Below are 17,406 nucleotides of genomic sequence, written 5' to 3' on the forward strand. Positions count from 1 at the left end.
CAATGAACGCAAGGCTCGTCACACCAAAAATCGCGGTAGTTTACGAAACCGAGAACGGCAACCTAGCCGAAATTGTCGTCAAAGCGTCCGTGTATGACATGACTCGCTACGAGTTAATGGCCGCTCGCAAAGGCTGGCCACCTGCAAGTAAAGCACAAAACCTATTCGGCGGATACCTGGCGCATGCCGCACTCCAACGCGCCGAGGATTGCCCACCAGAACTGAAAATCGAAAGCCTCGACAAGTTCCTAGCTGAGATTGTGAACCTCGTGCCAGTAGATGACGAGGGGGAAGACGTTAACCCTTTCGACCCGGCAGCACAGTAAGGCTACGGCTTGAAATAGCTCTAGCTTCACAGACCAACCCAGAGTTTTGGTTGACATGTGATGACCACATATTAGCTACCGCTATCGACATACTAGAAAATCAGAAAGCGAAATAATGGCCCGCTCACCCGTGTTGACAATCAAAATATTGTCAGACTCGAAACAAGCACGCCGCGATATGGACGAAGTCGGCTCATCAGCCGATAAGCTGCGCGACGGGTTTAAAGCGGTAGAGACCGCTTCTAGGGTTGGGTTTGCCGCTTTCGGGCTCGCCGCCGGTAACGCCGTCAAAGACGCTTCAAACCTTGAACAGTCAATTGGCGGTATGAACGCTGTATTTGGTGCCCACTCTGACCAACTAGCGAAACTCTCAAAAACTGCCTACCGTGATCTAGGACTCTCGCAACGAGAGTTCAACGAGTCAACAACGATCCTTGGTGCACAGTTAAAAAACCTCGGGTTACCAATGGATCAAGTGACCGAGCAGACAGTAAACCTAACTCGAATGGGTGCAGACCTTGCCGCAACATTCGGTGGCACAACGAGCGACGCAGTCGCCGCGTTAAGCTCGCTACTGCGTGGTGAGCGCGACCCAATCGAGCGCTACGGTGTCTCGATTAAACAAGCCGATATCGAAGCTAAAAAAGCACAGTTAGGGCTCGCAGGACTCACGGGCGAAGCCAATCGAAACGCAGAAGTGCAAGCAACACTTGCGCTGCTCACTGAACAAACGGCGAGCAGCGTCGGAATGTTCGCGTCCGAAGCTGACACCGCCGCCGGCGCTTGGCAGCGCACGCGTGCACAGTGGGAAAACGTGAGCGCTGAACTAGGTACACGCCTACTGCCCTACATTGTTAAAGGCGCTGAAGTGCTTATAAAGTTTGCTGACTGGGTGCAACGCAATGAGCAGTTGGCGTTTAATCTCGCTATCGCGTTCGGTGCGATAACCGGCGCGGTTAGCATTATTGCCCCTATCACTTCCCTAGTAACTGCACTCGGTGCAGTTGGTGGGGCGTTAGGTGTGGTTGGCACAGGCGTTTTTAATTTCTTCGGTAGGTTCGTAGGCGGCATGCTGAACGCTAAGGTAGCTGCTTCGTCTTTCTCTGGCGTAGCAGGCACATTAGGTGGCGCTGTCGCAAGTGTTGGTAAAGCAATAAAAGCTGGCGCTGTCGCAACATGGGGTTGGGTTCGTGCCGGTGCTGCTTGGCTTACTCAAGCGAGTTTGCAGCTAGCGCGTATGGCGGCACAAAAAGTTGTAACCCTGGCTCTCGCCGCCGCTAAGAATGTTGCAGCGGTCGCGCAGCGTGCTTGGAATTTAGCGATGAATGCAAACCCGATCGGGTTAATCATCACTCTGGTTGTAACTGCGGTAGGGCTGATTATCGCAAATTGGAGCAAGCTTGAACCGTATTTTACAGCCGCGTGGAACGCTATTAAGCAAGTAGCAACCGAAGTTTGGGGTTGGATAACTACACAGGCTACGACCGTTTGGAATTGGTTAAAAAATATCGGTGAGTGGATTGGCAACGCTTTCACCGCTTATTGGCGTTTTTACGGGAATATCGCGGTCGCTGCTTGGAACCTGATTAAGGGTGCAGCTACCACGGTTTGGAACTGGTTAAAAAATATCGGCAACTCGATCGGGGGTTTTTTCTCCAATGTTTGGAACCGTGTAGCCGCCGTTGCCCGCATTGGTTGGAATGTTGCAGTTAGTGGCGCACAATGGCTTTTACAGCGGGTGCAGCAGGTCGGTGCTTTTATTAGTTCGTTTCTTAGCTCTGCGTTTAATGTGATGTCTCGAAGTGCTACCGCTGCTATCTCAGGTGTGATTAGTTGGGTTCAGTCCTTGTTTAGCTGGTTGCAGTCGGCGGCGAACTTCATCGGCAATATTGGCTCGAGCGTTCGCGGTCTGCTCGGGTTTAGTGCAGGTTTACAGTATGCGCCGGCGTTCGTGACTGCTGCGCCTGCGTTAGCGCCTAGCGCTGGGCCAATCAAACTACCGGCGAAACAAGCAGCGACCGTTACAAACAACATCACAGTAAATCTGCCTAATTATCTTGGCGATAAGCGAGAAATTGTTGAAGTTTTACGTTACGAGCTAGAAAAACTCAACCGAAATAGAAGCGGGTTAATAGCATAATGAGCGATTTAGATAACAGGTTAAAGCCGATAATTGCGATTAACGACATTGACCTAGACGTAAACGACCTTGACGGCGATATCTTGCCGGTTCGTGAACTGTCTATTAAATGGGGTGCAAATGACTGGTTCGAAGACTATGAGCCAGCAATTCTTAAATTAAACCTGCTCGAGACAAACGGTATCTGGCAAGACTGGGCAGGAACGGAAAAAGCGAACATAACCGTGAGAGTCAACCCCACACCAGATAGCGAACTATATATATTTCGCGGTCAGGTAACACAGGTTGAAGCGTCTCCGCTAAAAATAACCCGCAACAATCACCAAGAAACGGTGTGGGAGGTGCAGATCGAAGCCACTGACCCGCTAGGGGCAATGGCACGCGACCGCCGGCGCGGCTACGTTTACCCCCTTTTAGGAAACGGAAAACCTGAGGGCTATCACTGGGCTGGCGGAACCAATAAAGACCGTCGCAAGGCTCTAGATGAACGTTGCCCCGTGCCTATTATGTGGCAAAAAATGATGTTAGACGAAAACGACGATTTGCGAGATACCGGCGTTCTTGCGGTTGGAACTTGCGCAGGGTACGAACATACTCAAACCGTTTCAGCTTTAACAGTTTTGCGTAATACTGCGCGCATGATTCATCTACTAGCGCGCCCTGCCTATGATCCTGTAAACCATCGCGTGATTTTCTTCCGCCCGTCTGGTAGCGGAAGATACAGCAGGAATTGGAAGAATTACCCAGCAGGCGAAAAAACGCACGTAGCAGGTAGTGATATTAGAGTTCTGTCAGGAACTGCTTGTATTGGTAAACCTGTGCTGTCTCTGTCTCCGACTAATCAAGTAAACAGGTTAGAAATTGAAGTGCGCGGCGAGGGTGCGGAACTTGTTGAAAGGCGACCGGGCGCACCTAGGGAAAAGGTATGGCGTTCAGCTTCGGAAAACTATGTATTAACAGCGTTCGGCGCAGATAAAAACGAATCACAAAGCACGCTACAGATCACAACTGATTATTCTTTAGGCTGGCATTTTGGTGAATATCTAGAACAGCTGCAAGGGCAAGGGGCCCTGCGTGTCCTGTTGCGTAACTTGCAAGGGCGACGAGTCCCGCAACCGTTCACGGTGAAGCTTAAAACAAACGCAGACGTAGAGAAAATAGGCGCAGATCTGGCTTTTAGATTTTTAACCCCGTTTATTCACTTACGCACAAACGGTCTCACCCAGCAACCGTATTTCATTAACGAAAGCCTATTGAACTATCGCGGCGTAACGGATATTTTCGCGATCTGTGGCGGGGAAATCAGGTTTACAAACAGCAGCGGCTGGCTTGTAACACCGACCCCAACGGCTACCCCTCAATATTTGGAGTCGGCAAACGCTTATTTACGTGATCTAGAAAGCAGCACTGCGATTAAAGATATTGACAACAGTGAAACAATCACTGATTGGGAAAGGCTCGGATAAAAATGACGCACATAACCCCTAAATTCAAAATCAAAAGCCCCTCACCTGATACGCAAATTCGCAACCTTGGAAGTGAACTTAGAGACTTAGCTGATACCGTCGAATCCGCTTTGCTCGAGTTTGACTATAGCGGGCAAGAACCTAACCGGCTAGTGCAGCGGGTGCGCGCTATCGAGGAAGCGGACAACAAAAGCCGTGGAGCCTACAGAAGTGGAACGCTAGAAGACCGCGACGCATGGAAAGACGCACAGCCCGGCGCATACTGGCAGGACTCCGCAGCGGACGGCAAACTGTATCGCCGTACGCAACGCAACACTTGGACACAAGCCGCCGGCGTGCATAGCGAGCCCGGCGGAAGCTGGGCAATCTCCACCGCTGTCGGTGCTGGGCGCACGGTGACAGTCACGCTGCCCTGTGTGCTCGCCGCAAACGAAAGCCTAATAATCACTACTTCAGCCCAAGGCTCAGGATTCGGTTACGTTGGGTTGCACGATATTCGAAGAACCGCAACAAACACGATCGTAACCGTAAGACATGTGCAGTTTTTTGCCGCAACGCAAAACGGCTTTTCGTTCGTGTGGCAGATAACAACTATCTAGGAAATCTAAAAATGGTCATCAGTAAACACGCGGCGGGAACAGTCCCGCACCACAACAAAATTAACTACCGCGGCGCGGCAAAAATTCAATACGTCATAGTCCATCACTGGGCGGGCACGCACGGCGGCGATAGCCGTCTACTCAATCCACACGAGCAGGTTAGCGCTAACTATATCGTCTACTCAGACGGTCGAATAATCCAACAAGTGCCGGAAGAATACCGGGCGTGGACGAGCGGGCACTCGATTGATTTCCAAGCAATCACAATCGAGACGCAGAACAGCGCGACCGGCGGCGTATGGCCAGTAACCGACGCAGCACAGCGCGCCCTCGAGAAACTTATCGGTGACATCGGCGCACGCTATTGGGCGGGCAGGGTTGAACGCTGGCGTGTGCGCGGCCATCGTGAATTCGCGGCAACTGCTTGCCCTGGTGAGTTCCTTTGGGCACGTCTCGGCGCTATCGCGGACGCTGCGAACAAACTCGCTGGCGGCACGCCGTTACCAAAACCGAAACCAGTGCATAAGCTCACCCTGCAGCAGGTCGCGCAGCAAGTGATTCGCGGTAATTGGGGCAACGGTGCAGACCGAGTAAGCAGGTTACGTACAGCAGGTTACGACCCCGCAAAAGTGCAAGCCGAAGTAAATAGACAATTAGGAACCGGAACAGCACCAAAACCGGATATCGCGAAAATCGCGCGCGAGGTAATCGCCGGTAAATATGGCAACGGTGAGGAACGCCGGCGACGACTCGGCGGGCTTTATCCACTCGTACAAGCTGAAGTTAATAGACAATTGGGATTGCGTTAATGATTGTTGGAGAGTTTTTTACAGTCGCAGCCGCAATTGTCACGTTCTTTGGTGTGCTTGTTACAGCTGCGTTCACATATCTTCAACATCAGCAAGGCCGATTATTTGAACGAATTGAAAGGCTCGAGGAACGCAACAACGAGCTAGAACGCAATAACGACGAACTAGAACGTGATGTGCGCGCGCTCTGGCTCTATAACAGCGACCTATTAAACGCTTGTCTAAAGCACAACATAGAACCGCCGCTGCCCTCACCACGAGTACAACGCTTATTCAACACACAGCGAGAAATCGATGAACGGTAAAAAGAAATTTTTGACTTACAAGCGCCGCCAACTAATCTACAGACTGTCGATAGCCCTAACCGCGCTACTTGTCATATATGGTGTGCTTACCGAAGAACAAGCGGCAGCGTGGATAGGGCTAGTTGCGGTAGGGCTTGGTGTGCCCGGGCTCGCGCTTTCAAACATGAGCCCGGACGACGACGACACACAGCGTTTAAAGTCGAGCGCCCGCGACAGCTAAACGCAACTGATTGTTATCTGCTGGTGTGTAAATCTGTGTTGTAGCTACGCTTGCGTGTCCTAAGAGTTCTTGCACCGCGCGGATATCGTGAGAAGTAGCGCGATAGAACTGGCCAGCTGCGCGGTGTCTAAGCATGTGCGCGGTGACACCGTCCGGTAGGGCACGGCTGATGAGCTTAGAAACGTGCGCGCCGCTTAGGTGCCCGTCAATCTTGCCGGTGAAGAGCCAGCCGTTAGCATGCTGAATGACTTTAGCTATATCGTTTGAGCATGGCACGCGGCGTATCTTGCCGCCCTTACCGTGAACTATCAGAGTATAGCCGAGCAAGTCATTTTCAATGTCTTTGCTATGTATGCGAGCTATTTCGCAGCTTCTTAGCCCAAGCTCTGCACCAAGTCTTATCATCAGACGCACCCGCGCAGGGGCAGCTTTCAACGCAGCATAAATCGCGACTTCCCCGGCGGGTCTGGGCTTGCCGGGCGCTATTTTGACGCGCGGTAGTTGCTCCGCCGGGTTGGTTGTAATCATTCCGTGTTCGAAAGCGTATCGGTAAAACGTTTTTATCGCAGTAGATGCGCTGCGTCGTGTGGCCGCGCTCCATCCCGGGCGGCTCAGGTATTCGACTATTTCGTTATATGTAACAGTAAGCGGGTTAGCGATATCAGCGGTGTGCCAAAAGCGCCGAAGTTGATGGTTGCGAAGCTTAATTGTGTCGGCAGAGTATCCGCTCGCGGCCTGTGATGTGTGCCACGGTTCTAGAGCGTAACGCCATTGTGTTAGGTAAGGAAGTGTGTACATGCTCGAAAGATATAGGGGCTAGCAGCGGCGCGGCAATTTACCGATATGTGGCGCAAAAATAAACGGTATCGAGGATAGTTTGAGTCGGTAATCAGTGGGTTCCGGGTTCAAGTCCCGGGGGGTGTACGAAAAACCCTGGAAAATCATTGATTTTCCAGGGTTTTTACTTTCTCTACTCGATAGTCCCTATACTAATTTCTGCAGCACCCGCTTTCACGAAAGGCCGAAGATGTCTAGCTCTGCAACCACAGCCGATTTAGAGTTCGCGCTCTCACTCGCTTCTCTCGCTGACAGTATCGCACTCCCCCGCTTCCAAGCTGCAGACCTACAAGTCAGCACCAAACCTGACCGCACCTACGTCACAGATGCCGACAAAGCGGTGGAAGAGGCACTGCGCGCAAAAATTCTTGCGGATCGCCCGAACGACCAATTTTTTGGTGAAGAAACCGGTGCGGGAAACAGCCCTGCTCACACCGACCCTGAAGCCAACAGCACGAGCACTCGAAAATGGATTCTTGACCCAATCGACGGCACAAATAACTTCTTACGCGGCATCTTTAACTGGGCAACGCTGCTCGCCTTAGAGGTCGATGGCAAACCGGAGCTCGGGGTTGTGTCTATGCCCGCTCTGAATACTCGCTGGTGGGCGTTAAAGGGGCACGGTGCGTTTAAACAGGTTGGCACCAATCCGCCACAGCGGCTGTCTGTGAGCGGGGTCGCTGATTTGGCAGACGCATCTCTCAGTTTTCAAAGCATCCAACAGTGGGAAGAGGCTGGCAAACTGGATGCGCTATTAAACTTGCGCCGCGCAGTGTGGCGTGATCGCGCTTACGGTGACGCATACTCTTATATGGCGCTTGCCGAAGGTCTGCTCGATATCGTCGGTGAGTTCGATATCAAATCATACGATGTTGCCGCTGTTGCAGTTGTTGTGAGCGAAGCAGGTGGCAAATTCACGGATATCGAGGGCAACGAGACCGCCTGGTCGGGTAGCGCTTTTGCAAGCAACGGCAAACTACACGACAGGGTATTAGAGATGGTGCGTTAACCCTCGCTACCCGATCATCTGCGCTGCGTTACACTCCGCTCCGGTCTACTCGTCTGGCACCAGCACAGGGGTGTCGCGGTTTAGACTGCGGCCCTGGAAAAATGGTTTGCTTCCAGGGAAGAGAGACCACACCGCCATCAGCAGCATACCGAAGAGGATGGCTCCGATTCCTATCACGAAGGCGCCACCAAGCCCAAGGATAACCGTCTCACTGTATCCCTCTGAGAGCATATCTAGCGCGCTCTGGATGAAAGCATAACCGAGCATCAGACCGCCGAGAGCTGGGATAATGCCGCGCATCCACAGGTTTCGAGCACTGTCTTTCAGCGTGTCACGGTAGTACCAGACACACGCAAATGAGGTAATCGCATAGTAGAGCGCAACTGCGAGCCCCATTGAGGTGAGAGAGTCGGCCAGCACATCTTCAGAGATTGCTGAGACAAGCACATAGTAGCCGATAGCAGCAATGCCCAGAGTTAGAGTTGAAAACCACGGCGTCTTCCAGCGTGGGTGCAGCTGCGCAAATTTATCTGGCAGCGCACGATACACCGCCATCGACAGGGTGCCGCGTGCGGTGGGCAGGATCGTGGTCTGTGTTGATGACGCCGCAGACAGCATCACCGACAGCAGCAGGAACCAACCCCACGGGCCAAACAGTGCGCTACCGAGAACGCTAAACACATCATCCAGGTGTGCAGCGTTCGTCAAGCCAAACTCGGTATCACCAAAACCGGCAAACATCATTGCGGTAACCCCGGCACCCACGTACAGCACAATCAAGACGATGATGCACAGCATCGCAGCTCTGCCTGGAGTGGTGCGTGGGTTTTTGGTTTCTTCGTTAAGCGCGAGGCAGGTGTCCCAACCCCAGTAGATGAAGAGGACGAGCAGCACGGCCTCAATAAACCCTGAGTAGCTGTTGATTTGCGTGACATCAAACCATGCCCAGTCGAAGTCAGTTGATCCTTCGTATGTGCCTTTCAAAGCGTGCACGAGAGCAAGCACCGCAAACAGCACCATCGCAAATATCTGGATCCCAACGAGAACCATCTGAAGCTTCTCACCGATTTGCACACCAATAATGCTGATTCCCACCATCACAGCAATAAAAATCACAGAGGTGGTCACAACAATGGCCCGGTTGCTAGCGAATTCTTCATTACCGAGCAGAAGCCAGAAGTATTGGCCGGTAATCTCACCGACGTTCGCGAGCACCATCACCGAGGAGACGGCAACAGACCAGCCACCAAGCCAGCCGATGACCGGCCCGAAAGCTTTTGTGCCCCAAACAAAAGTGGTGCCGCAATCGGGCATCTCGCGGTTTAACTCCTGATAGGCCAATGCGGCGAAAATCATCGGGATGCTGGCGATAATAAACACGATTGGCGCCTGTGCTCCAACCGCGATGATTACATACCCCAAAGTCGCAGCAAGTGAGTAAAGCGGCGCGGTTGAGGCGAGACCGATTATGGTTGAGCCGACCACCCCTAGAGCGCCGTTTGCTAAGCCTTTACCGAGGTTCTTACCGCCACTTTGTGCCTCAGTGCTGAGTGCAGATCTCTCCATGCCTGCTCCTTCGCAGTTGTGTTGTTCCGCTAAAATCATACTCTTAACGGGCAGGGATCGCTATTTTCGAGGGATCCTAGCCACCCACTGCTGGTGCAAACGAGCATCTCGATCTACTTCTGGATGAAAAGAAAAGGCTGTTATATTACCGGCACGCACCCCGACAACACGCCCACCAGGTAGCTGCGCAATAGTTTCAACTCCAGGAGCAACCGACACCACCTCAGGGGCCCTAATAAAGGTAGCCGGCACCTCTAGATCGTCAACAACAAGGCTTGTCTCAAACGATTCTGTCTGCCGCCCGAACGCATTGCGCCTGACTGTGACAGGCAGCACTCCGAGTGTTTCCTGCCCCGGAGCTTTCCCCTCGATATTCTGTGCGAGATAGATTAACCCGGCACAGGTTGCAAATACTGGTAGCCCATCAGTTATAGCGTTTTTCAAAGGCTCAGCAAGCCCGAATGAGCGCGCCAATTTATCAATCACAGTGGATTCACCGCCGGGAATAATAATCCCGTCAAGCTCCGCAAGATCGAGGGGCCTGCGCACTCTGCGCGTTGCAATGCCGAGCTCTGTCAGCACAGCAATATGCTCCTCTACCCCACCCTGCAGTGCGAGCACACCAATCAGCAGTGTGCTCGCAGCAGTGGTGGATTCTGCGCCGGCTACCATCCACGTTCCGCGAGTCGATGCGGGGCGGGAATATCGGCGACGTTGATACCGACCATTGCTTCGCCGAGATTACGGCTGACCTCAGCCAGTGCTGCCGGATCGTCGTAGAGGGTTGTTGCCTTTACGATTGCCGCTGCGCGCTTTTCTGGATTGTCTGATTTGAAGATACCGGATCCAACAAAGACACCCTCAGCGCCCATCTGCCGCACAAGAGCAGCATCAGCAGGAGTTGCAACTCCCCCGGCGACAAACATCACAACCGGGAGTTTGCCGGTTTCTGCAACCTCAGCCACCAGGTCGTATGGCGCCTGCAATTCTTTGGCAGCAACAAAGAGCTCATCTCGGTCGAGGCTGCGCAAGCGGTTAATCTCACCGCGGATAGTTCGCATATGGCGCACCGCTTCAGACACGTCACCGGTGCCGGCTTCGCCCTTAGAACGAATCATTGCCGCGCCTTCTGTGATGCGGCGCAGCGCTTCGCCGAGGTTTGTTGCGCCACACACGAATGGCACATCAAAATTCCATTTATTAATGTGGTGTGTGTAATCAGCGGGGCTCAGCACCTCTGACTCATCAATAAAATCGACGCCGAGCGATTCCAAAATCTGCGCTTCCACGGTGTGACCGATACGCGCCTTTGCCATTACCGGGATCGAGACAGCATTTACGATTCCGTCGATTAGGTCGGGATCGCTCATGCGAGCAACGCCTCCCTGCGCGCGAATATCGGCCGGCACGCGCTCCAGTGCCATTACTGCGCTGGCGCCGGCATCTTCAGCGATGCGCGCCTGTTCCGGGGTTACGACGTCCATAATGACACCGTTTTTGAGCATGTCTGCGAGACCCCGCTTCACACGAGTGCCTGCTGTTTGAGTGTTGTTATCAGTCATAGCAACATTCAATCGCGCTAAAGTGGTCTAAGCAATATGCCAAACTTTGCGTGTTGCAATAGACCACTTAGGCAGGTTTGAGTGTGCGATCTGAAACGACCACAGAAATCTCGATAACAGTCGATAAGAGCAGAGAGCTAGCCGTGCCCCTACAAATCGCGGAGGGGATTCGCTCTCTGCTGCAAACAGGAGCACTAACCCCGGGAGACAACCTTCCGAGCACCCGCACGCTCGCCGGGCAGCTGGGAGTGTCACGCGGTTCAATGATCGCAGCTTTTGAAGAGCTTGCAGCCGAAGGAATTCTCCTGCCGCTAAGAGGTTCGGGCACGCGCGTAAATCCGGCACTCGCATTTTCAGAGTACTCGGCAGCAACCGCGCTCAAAAACCAATATGCAGCACCAAGTGAGGCATACGACAGTGCACCCGATCTCATCGACCTAAAACCGGGCGCCCCCGACGTTACTCTCCTCAACACTCCCGCCTGGCGCGCCGTCTGGCGCGATGCACTAAAACACACCCAAGCTGATCCGCTGACAAATCTGCGCATTCAAATCACCGACCACCTGCGCCACAGTCGCGGCATGCTGGTGGATCCGAAAGATGTAATTTTAACGGCTGGAGCAAGAAGCGGCCTGCAGCTCTTAAGCACAACACTCGGCGCGGCAATCAGCACGGTGGGAGTGGAACAACCCGGCTACCCGGGCCTGCGTCTGGCGCTTTCCGCACTGGGTAAACACATGACCACAATCTCACCCAAACTTTCGGCAGTGAGTGCTCCCGATGCAGCCCTGGTCACTCCCAATCACCAGTATCCCAGCGGCGACCCGTTAGCGGGCGAGCAGCGAGTGGCGTTAGCTACATGGGCCGCCCAGACCAACACACTCTTAATTGAAGATGACTTTAATTCAGAGCTGCGGTATAACGGTTCAGCGCTCCCAACGCTAGCAAGTCTCGCGCCACAGCACACAATACTGTTGGGGAGTTTCTCAGCCCTGCTCGATCCCGAGCTAAATGTTGGATATCTCATCGCGCCCCCAGCCATGCGCCCCCTGCTACAACGAACGCAGCAAGATCTTGGCTCTCCCGTAAACACTGTCACCGCAGCAGCCCTCGCTGAGTTTCTCGCACGCGGTCATCTAAAGCGTCACACGCAGCGCGCCAGACGCGTCTATCAACGCCGCCGCAATTTAGTGCAAGAGCTGCTGAGCAATTTAAATGCCGCAAAACTGCTGCCGATAAACGCCGGTCTGCACAGTGTTCTGCTGACAGAGCGCCCCGCTGAATTAGTGACAGCCGCTGTAGCAGCGCAAGGGTACCGCGTGCGCACACTGGATGCATACTGGGCTGGCCAAAACTACCAAAACGGTATTGTGTTCGGTTTTGGCGCGCTACCAGATGCTGAGCTAATCAGCGCACTGCACGCAATTACCGCAGCCGCTAAGGCATAGAGGTTTAACAGCTGGGTGGCCCGTTAAACACTATCCGCGCATAGAGTTGCGTAGATTCAGAGCGGTTTTAGCTGCTGCAATTTCCGACCAGGGGGCGGATCCATGCGCGCGTTCAATCGTGCTTTCTGGCCCTTTGCCCGCGAGCAAAACCACTGCTCCTGCTGGCGCGTTTGCAACGGCAAAATTAATCGCTGCAGTGCGATCCTCAATAACCGTGTAGTTGCTATTACCGGCAGCATCCGCCCCCGCTGTCATTTGCGCAACAATCTCCTGCACTGGAGTGAAGTAGGGGTCATCCTCGGTAAACACAACATGATCGGCGATCGTTGTCGCAATCCTACCCATGGGTTCACGTTTACTGGGGTCGCGTGTGCCGCCCGCAGCGCCAACAACAACCCACAGCTCAGTCTCGGTCACCTCGCGCAACGCCTGCAAGGCTTTTTCAAGCGACTTCTCTGCGTGCGCAAAATCAATCACAACGTTGATGTCAGACTGCGGCTCTTGCACAGTTTGCATGCGCCCAGGAACACCCGGGAACTCACGCAAGGCTCTAAGCGCATCAGGCACAGACACGCCAAGTCGATTAACCGCTGCAATAGCTGCTAGTGCGTTGTATGCGTTATATCTTCCGAGCATTGGCAGATGTGCCTGTGTCTGCGCAAAGGCATCAACGTTATCGGCCTCGCGGTCATCACCGGGGTATTGCAGCGTGAAGTCGATTCCCGATGCTGTTTCCGTAATATCTAGCGCACGCCATTCTGCGTCACTGTCGACACCGTAGGTGCTCTCTTCCGGCGCAATACCGCGCAGTCGCTCACACCAGGGATCATCAGCGTTCAACACCGCAAAAGGGGCAGCTTCGATAAGCTTGCGCTTATCTGCGAAGTAGCCCTCCATACCGCCGTGAGTGTTGAGATGCTCTGGGCTGATGTGCGTCCAGATAGCAACATCCCACTTCACCCCGCGCACCCGCTCCATGAGCAGCGCATGGCTGGAAGATTCGATCACCGCGGCAGTCGCCCCCTGATCTCGCATCTCACCAAGAATCTGCTGCACCTGCGGCGCCTCTGGGGTGGTAAAACGCCCTTCAAATTGCTGCAATTCGCCGTCTGCAAGCTCGTATCCGGCCGTTGACAGCATCCCAACTGAGGTGCCCGTAGCGCGCAGAATATATCTCGTCAGCCAACTGGTGGTTGTTTTTCCGTCTGTGCCGGTGATACCTATCACTCGAAGGTCAGCGCTTGGATCACCTGTGAGCGCTACCGCGGCATCTGCGAGAGCCTGTCTCGCATTGGGCACCTGTAAATAGGGTAGGTTGCTTTCGTCAGCTGCGGTTCTGCCTTCACCAAGCACAGCAACAGCTCCGGCCTGCTCTGCCGCAGCAGCAAACTTGTGCCCGTCTACTGAATCACCGTTTATAGCCACGAATAGCGCACCCGGGGTAACCCACTGAGAATTATGGGTTACTGCGGTTACCTCAGTTTTGTTAAACGCTGCAGCATCCAGCAGTTTCGTATCACACACTGCGGAGCCCGCACCGCTCCTAACAGGGACGATGCGGGCTCCAAGCAGCTCAGCAAGTTCAGGCAAAAACATGCCGTCAGTTTATCGGCGCATAACCTTCCGTGCAAGACGGTTACCGGCAAACTGCACAAGCTGCACCAGGATCACTATCAACAGCACCGCAACCCAGGTAACCCACGTATTGTACTGCCGGAAGCCGTATTGCAGTGCGAAGAAACCAAGACCGTTTGCGCCAATCGCACCCGCCATCGCAGACATGTCAATAATCGCAATGAAAGCATAGGTGTAACCGAGGATCAGTGACCCCAAGCCCTCGGGGATAACCACCGTCAGCAGGGTTCTAAACCGGCTCGCACCCGCCGCCCGCGCAGCTTCTACAACGCCCGGCGGCACAGTAACGAGATTCTGCTCAACCAGACGGGAAATACCAAAGGTTGATGCAACAACCATCGCGAGCGCGGCCATCGGCGTGCCGATTCCGCTTCCTAAAATCGCGCGCGCCACAGGCTGCAGCGCCACCAACAGAATAATGAACGGGATTGGTCGCACAAAGTTGACCAAGAAGTTCAAGATGCTGTAAATCGCCCTATTTTCCAGCACGTTACCCGGTCGGGTTGCATAGAGCGCAACACCCAGCACCAGACCCGCCAGGCCACCGATTGTCAGCGCGATGGCAGACAGTGTCAGCGTTGCCAACAGCTGCTCTGGCAGCATCGGCAGCAGTTTGATCAGGTCACCAAATTTGTCGTTCATTTTGCCTCCCCTCCAAGCTCCTGCACAGCAGCGATTTCAGCCACCGCACGCTTTGCCTGCGCAATCTGTTCGGCGGTGCCGTGCAGCGCAAAGGTGAGATGCCCGAAAGTATAATTATTGATCTCATTCACACTGCCGTAGACGAGTTCAGCATCAGCGCCTGAGCGCACTAAGCGCCCCAAAATTTCGGTGCGTGCCGCCGCTGAATCTCCAAGGCTAACGGTAATTAGATTCTCGCCGTGTTTTTCTATCAGGCGCTCGAGGTCTTTCCCAACGGGAATACCAGGGATCACGGTGCTCACAAAACGGCGCGTGGTTTTATGCTCGGGGCTCGAGAACACCTGCTCGACCGGCCCCTCTTCAATCACACGGCCGTTTTCCATCACAGCAACGTGGGTTGCAAGGTGCTTAATAACATCCATTTCGTGAGTAATAACGAGAATTGTGATCCCCAATTCGCGATTTACTCGCCGTAACAGTTCGAGCACATCAGAGGTGGTTTGCGGATCCAGTGCGCTAGTGGCTTCATCCGCCAACAGCACTTTTGGGTTCGTGGACAGCGCCCGGGCGATACCAACCCGCTGTTTCTGCCCGCCTGACAGCTGATCAGGGTAGGCGTCGGCGCGATCCGCAAGCCCAACAAACTCGAGCAGCTCCCGCACCCGCTCTTTCCGCTCTGCTTCCGGGATTCCTGCGATTTTCATCGGAAACGCAACATTCCCCGCAACTGTGCGCGAGTTAAACAGATTGAACTGCTGGAAGATCATGCCAATCTCAGTGCGCAGTGCCTGCAACGATTTTTCACTCGCACCAACAACTTCGTGACCATCGACAACTATAGAGCCTTTAGTTGCCGGGTCGAGCGCATTAATCAACCGCACAAGGGTTGATTTTCCCGCGCCTGAGTATCCGATAACACCGTAGATGCTGCCCTGTGGAATTTCAAGGCTGACGCTGTCAACGGCGGTAATATCGGCCTGATTCTTCCGTCTTGCCGGGTATATCTTCGAGACATCTCGAATTGAGATCATTGACATGTGCTTCCTCCAAGAACGAAGCTGCGGCACGACCCGCGATCAGCGTTTCGTGCCACAGCAACCTCTGTTTTATGCCTACTTGCTGTTGTTTCGAACAGCCTCTTCGGTCTTAGCCAGCGAGTCCTGCAACTCTTTGTTGTCGATCTTTAGCAGCACTGCGGTGCCACCTGAGTTTTCAACTACGCCGTCCTGAACAGCTTTGGTGTTCTGGTAGATTTCAACGATCTTCTTGTAGGTTTCGTTGTTTTCGTCGCCCTTCTTTACGGCGAAGACGTTAACGTATGGGAAAGCCGCTGGATCGTTAGGGTCGTCCTGCGCGATCGCATCACCGGCGGTAAGACCGGCGTTACCAAGGAAGTCATTGTTGATGATCGCTGCATCAACATCGGCGAGTGCGGGTGCGAGCTGCGCAGCATCAAGCTCAGTGATTTCAACCTTTGTTGTCTCAATGTCTTCGGTGGTTGCGAATGGGTGGCCGCCATCCTTCAGCTTCAGCAACCCAGCTGACTGCAGCACAAGCAGTCCACGACCGCGGTTAACCGGATCGTTAGGGATAGCAACCTTTCCACCCTCTGGAATGTCTGCAACCGAATCATGCTTGGTTGAGTAAAGACCGAGTGGGTAGATCGCGGTTGAGCCAAGAGTGGTTAGATCGTCGCCAGACTGCACATTGTGGTTAGCGAGGTAGAAAATATGCTGGAACTGGTTGATATCGAGCTCACCATCAGCAAGTGCCGGGTTTGGCAGAGAGTACTCACCGAAGTCTACGAGCTCAACATCGATGCCCTCAGCCTCAACTGCTTCTTCGAAAGTGGTCCAATATTCATCAGATGCGCCAACTACGCCGATCCGCACGGTTTCTGACTTGCTCTCACCCGAGCAGGCAGCGAGACCTGCGGCCAATGCCAGTACGCCAGCTGCTGCAAATAGTTTCTTAAAACTTGCCATTGTGTTTCCTTAATTGTCTATCGATTTAAGCAGGCCGTGCTTCAGCCTGTGACCCTATTAGCGTATGAAACACTTTAGGCACGCTTCAATTAGTATTTAATATTTCGTAATATACGCTCGTAACAATCGGCTGCGCTAGTCAGTGACCACACGTGCTGAGCTAGGCGAATAGACGCGACAGTAACTGCTCTGCTGCTTCTCGCCGACCGGTGAAAAACGGGGTCTCTTCGCGCACATGACGGCGTGCGCCGGTTGCACGCAATTCTCGCATGAGGTCAACGATGCGCAGCAGGTCGTTAGCTTCAAACGCTAACAGCCATTCGTAGTCTCCCAACGCAAATGAGGCCATCGTGTTTGCGAGAACGTCACCGTAGTTACGTGCGGCGAGTCCGTGCTCACGCAAGAGCTGCCGACGCTCTTCATCCGGCAAGAGATACCAGTCGTAGCTGCGCACAAAAGGATAAACACAAACATAATCACGCGGTGTTTCCCCTGCGAGAAACGCCGGAACGTGACCCCGATTAAACTCCGCTGCACGGTGCACAGCCATGTTTGACCAGACCGGAACTAAACGGCCAGCTCCCACCTCGGCAATAACGCGATATGCCTCCTGCAGCACTTCAGGGTTCGGAGCGTGAGCCCACAGCAGCAAATCTGCATCAGCTCGATAGCCGGCCAAATCGTACCAACCGCGAATAGTGAGCTCCGGCAGCTGTGACATGCGCTGCAGAATCTCTGCGGTCGGGTTCTGGGTGTGTGCTGACTTGCCGCGATCCACCCGAAAAACGGCGTAAATTGTGTAGTTTATTCCTGCGTTTACCTCTTCAGCTACTGCTGAGTGATCAATCGCTGTCATC

The 17,406-nt window shown here is 53.7% G+C and carries 18 protein-coding genes; 9 read left to right on the forward strand and 9 right to left on the reverse strand.

Annotated features, from left to right (window positions below; genetic code table 11):
* Window positions 1-2 precede the first annotated feature (2 nt).
* The 7 genes from HCQ99_RS02415 (at window position 3) to HCQ99_RS02445 (ending at window position 5,865) form a co-directional block, all read left to right on the forward strand.
* Window positions 3-326 (forward strand): hypothetical protein, encoded by a 324-nt coding sequence (locus HCQ99_RS02415; RefSeq protein ID WP_166985209.1) that lies wholly within the window; start codon window positions 3-5, stop codon window positions 324-326.
* A 148-nt stretch (window positions 327-474) separates the two neighbouring features.
* Window positions 475-2,466 carry a phage tail tape measure protein gene (locus tag HCQ99_RS02420; protein WP_166985211.1) on the forward strand — a complete coding sequence of 664 codons (1,992 nt, stop codon included), beginning with the start codon at window positions 475-477 and terminating at the stop codon, window positions 2,464-2,466.
* Entirely contained in the window at window positions 2,466-3,932 is a 1,467-nt protein-coding gene (locus HCQ99_RS02425) for a hypothetical protein (RefSeq protein WP_166985214.1), read from the forward strand. The genes HCQ99_RS02420 and HCQ99_RS02425 overlap by 1 nt, the downstream gene beginning before the upstream one ends.
* A gap of 2 nt (window positions 3,933-3,934) precedes the next feature.
* A complete protein-coding gene (locus HCQ99_RS02430) occupies window positions 3,935-4,531 on the forward strand; it encodes a hypothetical protein (RefSeq protein WP_166985217.1) in 597 nt (198 codons plus the stop codon).
* Between the two features lie 11 nt (window positions 4,532-4,542).
* The gene (locus tag HCQ99_RS02435; RefSeq protein WP_166985220.1) at window positions 4,543-5,340 is read left to right on the forward strand and encodes an N-acetylmuramoyl-L-alanine amidase; all 798 of its coding nucleotides are present in this window, start codon (window positions 4,543-4,545) and stop codon (window positions 5,338-5,340) included.
* On the forward strand, window positions 5,340-5,645 hold the full coding sequence (locus tag HCQ99_RS02440) for a hypothetical protein (protein WP_166985223.1): 306 nt from the start codon (window positions 5,340-5,342) through the stop codon (window positions 5,643-5,645). Before HCQ99_RS02435 ends, HCQ99_RS02440 begins: the two co-directional genes overlap by 1 nt.
* 10 nt (window positions 5,646-5,655) lie before the next feature.
* Entirely contained in the window at window positions 5,656-5,865 is a 210-nt protein-coding gene (locus HCQ99_RS02445; protein WP_166985226.1) for a phage holin, read from the forward strand.
* Here the strand turns inward: HCQ99_RS02445 and HCQ99_RS02450 are convergent.
* On the reverse strand, window positions 5,839-6,393 hold the full coding sequence (locus HCQ99_RS02450; RefSeq protein WP_208317146.1) for a tyrosine-type recombinase/integrase: 555 nt from the start codon (window positions 6,391-6,393) through the stop codon (window positions 5,839-5,841). The two genes, HCQ99_RS02445 and HCQ99_RS02450, sit on opposite strands and share 27 nt — an antisense overlap.
* Before the next feature lie 499 nt (window positions 6,394-6,892).
* Between HCQ99_RS02450 and HCQ99_RS02455 the strand changes: the two genes are divergently transcribed.
* A complete protein-coding gene (locus HCQ99_RS02455; protein WP_166985232.1) occupies window positions 6,893-7,711 on the forward strand; it encodes an inositol monophosphatase family protein in 819 nt (272 codons plus the stop codon).
* Window positions 7,712-7,756: 45 nt separating this feature from the next.
* On the opposite strand, the gene HCQ99_RS02460 is transcribed toward HCQ99_RS02455, so the two are convergent.
* From HCQ99_RS02460 to pdxS, 3 genes are read right to left on the reverse strand one after another with little or no spacing between them, the layout of a single operon-like run.
* Window positions 7,757-9,277, reverse strand: coding sequence for an APC family permease (locus HCQ99_RS02460; RefSeq protein ID WP_166985235.1), 1,521 nt, complete (start codon window positions 9,275-9,277; stop codon window positions 7,757-7,759).
* Between the two features lie 60 nt (window positions 9,278-9,337).
* The gene (pdxT, locus tag HCQ99_RS02465) at window positions 9,338-9,949 is read right to left on the reverse strand and encodes a pyridoxal 5'-phosphate synthase glutaminase subunit PdxT (RefSeq protein ID WP_166985238.1); all 612 of its coding nucleotides are present in this window, start codon (window positions 9,947-9,949) and stop codon (window positions 9,338-9,340) included.
* The gene (pdxS, locus tag HCQ99_RS02470) at window positions 9,943-10,839 is read right to left on the reverse strand and encodes a pyridoxal 5'-phosphate synthase lyase subunit PdxS (protein WP_166985241.1); all 897 of its coding nucleotides are present in this window, start codon (window positions 10,837-10,839) and stop codon (window positions 9,943-9,945) included. Before pdxS ends, pdxT begins: the two co-directional genes overlap by 7 nt.
* An 83-nt stretch (window positions 10,840-10,922) precedes the next feature.
* On the opposite strand from pdxS, the gene pdxR reads away from it, so the two are divergent.
* Window positions 10,923-12,287 carry a MocR-like pyridoxine biosynthesis transcription factor PdxR gene (gene pdxR / locus HCQ99_RS02475; protein WP_166985244.1) on the forward strand — a complete coding sequence of 455 codons (1,365 nt, stop codon included), beginning with the start codon at window positions 10,923-10,925 and terminating at the stop codon, window positions 12,285-12,287.
* A gap of 30 nt (window positions 12,288-12,317) precedes the next feature.
* On the opposite strand, the gene HCQ99_RS02480 is transcribed toward pdxR, so the two are convergent.
* From HCQ99_RS02480 to hemQ, 5 genes are all read right to left on the reverse strand, one after another.
* On the reverse strand, window positions 12,318-13,883 hold the full coding sequence (locus HCQ99_RS02480) for a UDP-N-acetylmuramoyl-L-alanyl-D-glutamate--2,6-diaminopimelate ligase (RefSeq protein ID WP_166985246.1): 1,566 nt from the start codon (window positions 13,881-13,883) through the stop codon (window positions 12,318-12,320).
* 9 nt (window positions 13,884-13,892) lie between these two features.
* Window positions 13,893-14,564: a methionine ABC transporter permease gene (locus HCQ99_RS02485; RefSeq protein ID WP_166985249.1), complete on the reverse strand. Its 672-nt coding sequence runs from the start codon at window positions 14,562-14,564 to the stop codon at window positions 13,893-13,895.
* Window positions 14,561-15,601 carry a methionine ABC transporter ATP-binding protein gene (locus HCQ99_RS02490; RefSeq protein WP_166985252.1) on the reverse strand — a complete coding sequence of 347 codons (1,041 nt, stop codon included), beginning with the start codon at window positions 15,599-15,601 and terminating at the stop codon, window positions 14,561-14,563. The genes HCQ99_RS02485 and HCQ99_RS02490 overlap by 4 nt, the downstream gene beginning before the upstream one ends.
* A gap of 75 nt (window positions 15,602-15,676) precedes the next feature.
* Window positions 15,677-16,549, reverse strand: coding sequence for a MetQ/NlpA family ABC transporter substrate-binding protein (locus tag HCQ99_RS02495; RefSeq protein ID WP_166985255.1), 873 nt, complete (start codon window positions 16,547-16,549; stop codon window positions 15,677-15,679).
* A 160-nt stretch (window positions 16,550-16,709) separates the two neighbouring features.
* Window positions 16,710-17,405: a hydrogen peroxide-dependent heme synthase gene (hemQ, locus tag HCQ99_RS02500; RefSeq protein WP_166985258.1), complete on the reverse strand. Its 696-nt coding sequence runs from the start codon at window positions 17,403-17,405 to the stop codon at window positions 16,710-16,712.
* Window position 17,406 lies beyond the last annotated feature (1 nt).

The organism is Canibacter zhoujuaniae, from assembly GCF_011752015.1.
Taxonomy (GTDB): Bacteria; Actinomycetota; Actinomycetes; order Actinomycetales; family Microbacteriaceae; genus Canibacter; species Canibacter zhoujuaniae.

What these genes read in the sequence shown, in the direction of transcription:
- HCQ99_RS02415 (WP_166985209.1), top strand. Translation starts at nt 3, where the DNA reads ATGAACGCAAGGCTCGTCACACCAAAAATCGCGGTAGTTTACGAAACC.
- HCQ99_RS02425 (WP_166985214.1), top strand. Translation starts at nt 2,466, where the DNA reads ATGAGCGATTTAGATAACAGGTTAAAGCCGATAATTGCGATTAACGAC.
- HCQ99_RS02430 (WP_166985217.1), top strand. Translation starts at nt 3,935, where the DNA reads ATGACGCACATAACCCCTAAATTCAAAATCAAAAGCCCCTCACCTGAT.
- HCQ99_RS02435 (WP_166985220.1), top strand. Translation starts at nt 4,543, where the DNA reads ATGGTCATCAGTAAACACGCGGCGGGAACAGTCCCGCACCACAACAAA.
- HCQ99_RS02440 (WP_166985223.1), top strand. Translation starts at nt 5,340, where the DNA reads ATGATTGTTGGAGAGTTTTTTACAGTCGCAGCCGCAATTGTCACGTTC.
- HCQ99_RS02450 (WP_208317146.1), bottom strand. Translation starts at nt 6,393, where the DNA reads ATGATTACAACCAACCCGGCGGAGCAACTACCGCGCGTCAAAATAGCG.
- HCQ99_RS02455 (WP_166985232.1), top strand. Translation starts at nt 6,893, where the DNA reads ATGTCTAGCTCTGCAACCACAGCCGATTTAGAGTTCGCGCTCTCACTC.
- HCQ99_RS02460 (WP_166985235.1), bottom strand. Translation starts at nt 9,277, where the DNA reads ATGGAGAGATCTGCACTCAGCACTGAGGCACAAAGTGGCGGTAAGAAC.
- pdxT (WP_166985238.1), bottom strand. Translation starts at nt 9,949, where the DNA reads ATGGTAGCCGGCGCAGAATCCACCACTGCTGCGAGCACACTGCTGATT.
- pdxS (WP_166985241.1), bottom strand. Translation starts at nt 10,839, where the DNA reads ATGACTGATAACAACACTCAAACAGCAGGCACTCGTGTGAAGCGGGGT.
- HCQ99_RS02480 (WP_166985246.1), bottom strand. Translation starts at nt 13,883, where the DNA reads ATGTTTTTGCCTGAACTTGCTGAGCTGCTTGGAGCCCGCATCGTCCCT.
- HCQ99_RS02485 (WP_166985249.1), bottom strand. Translation starts at nt 14,564, where the DNA reads ATGAACGACAAATTTGGTGACCTGATCAAACTGCTGCCGATGCTGCCA.
- HCQ99_RS02490 (WP_166985252.1), bottom strand. Translation starts at nt 15,601, where the DNA reads ATGTCAATGATCTCAATTCGAGATGTCTCGAAGATATACCCGGCAAGA.
- HCQ99_RS02495 (WP_166985255.1), bottom strand. Translation starts at nt 16,549, where the DNA reads ATGGCAAGTTTTAAGAAACTATTTGCAGCAGCTGGCGTACTGGCATTG.
- hemQ (WP_166985258.1), bottom strand. Translation starts at nt 17,405, where the DNA reads ATGACAGCGATTGATCACTCAGCAGTAGCTGAAGAGGTAAACGCAGGA.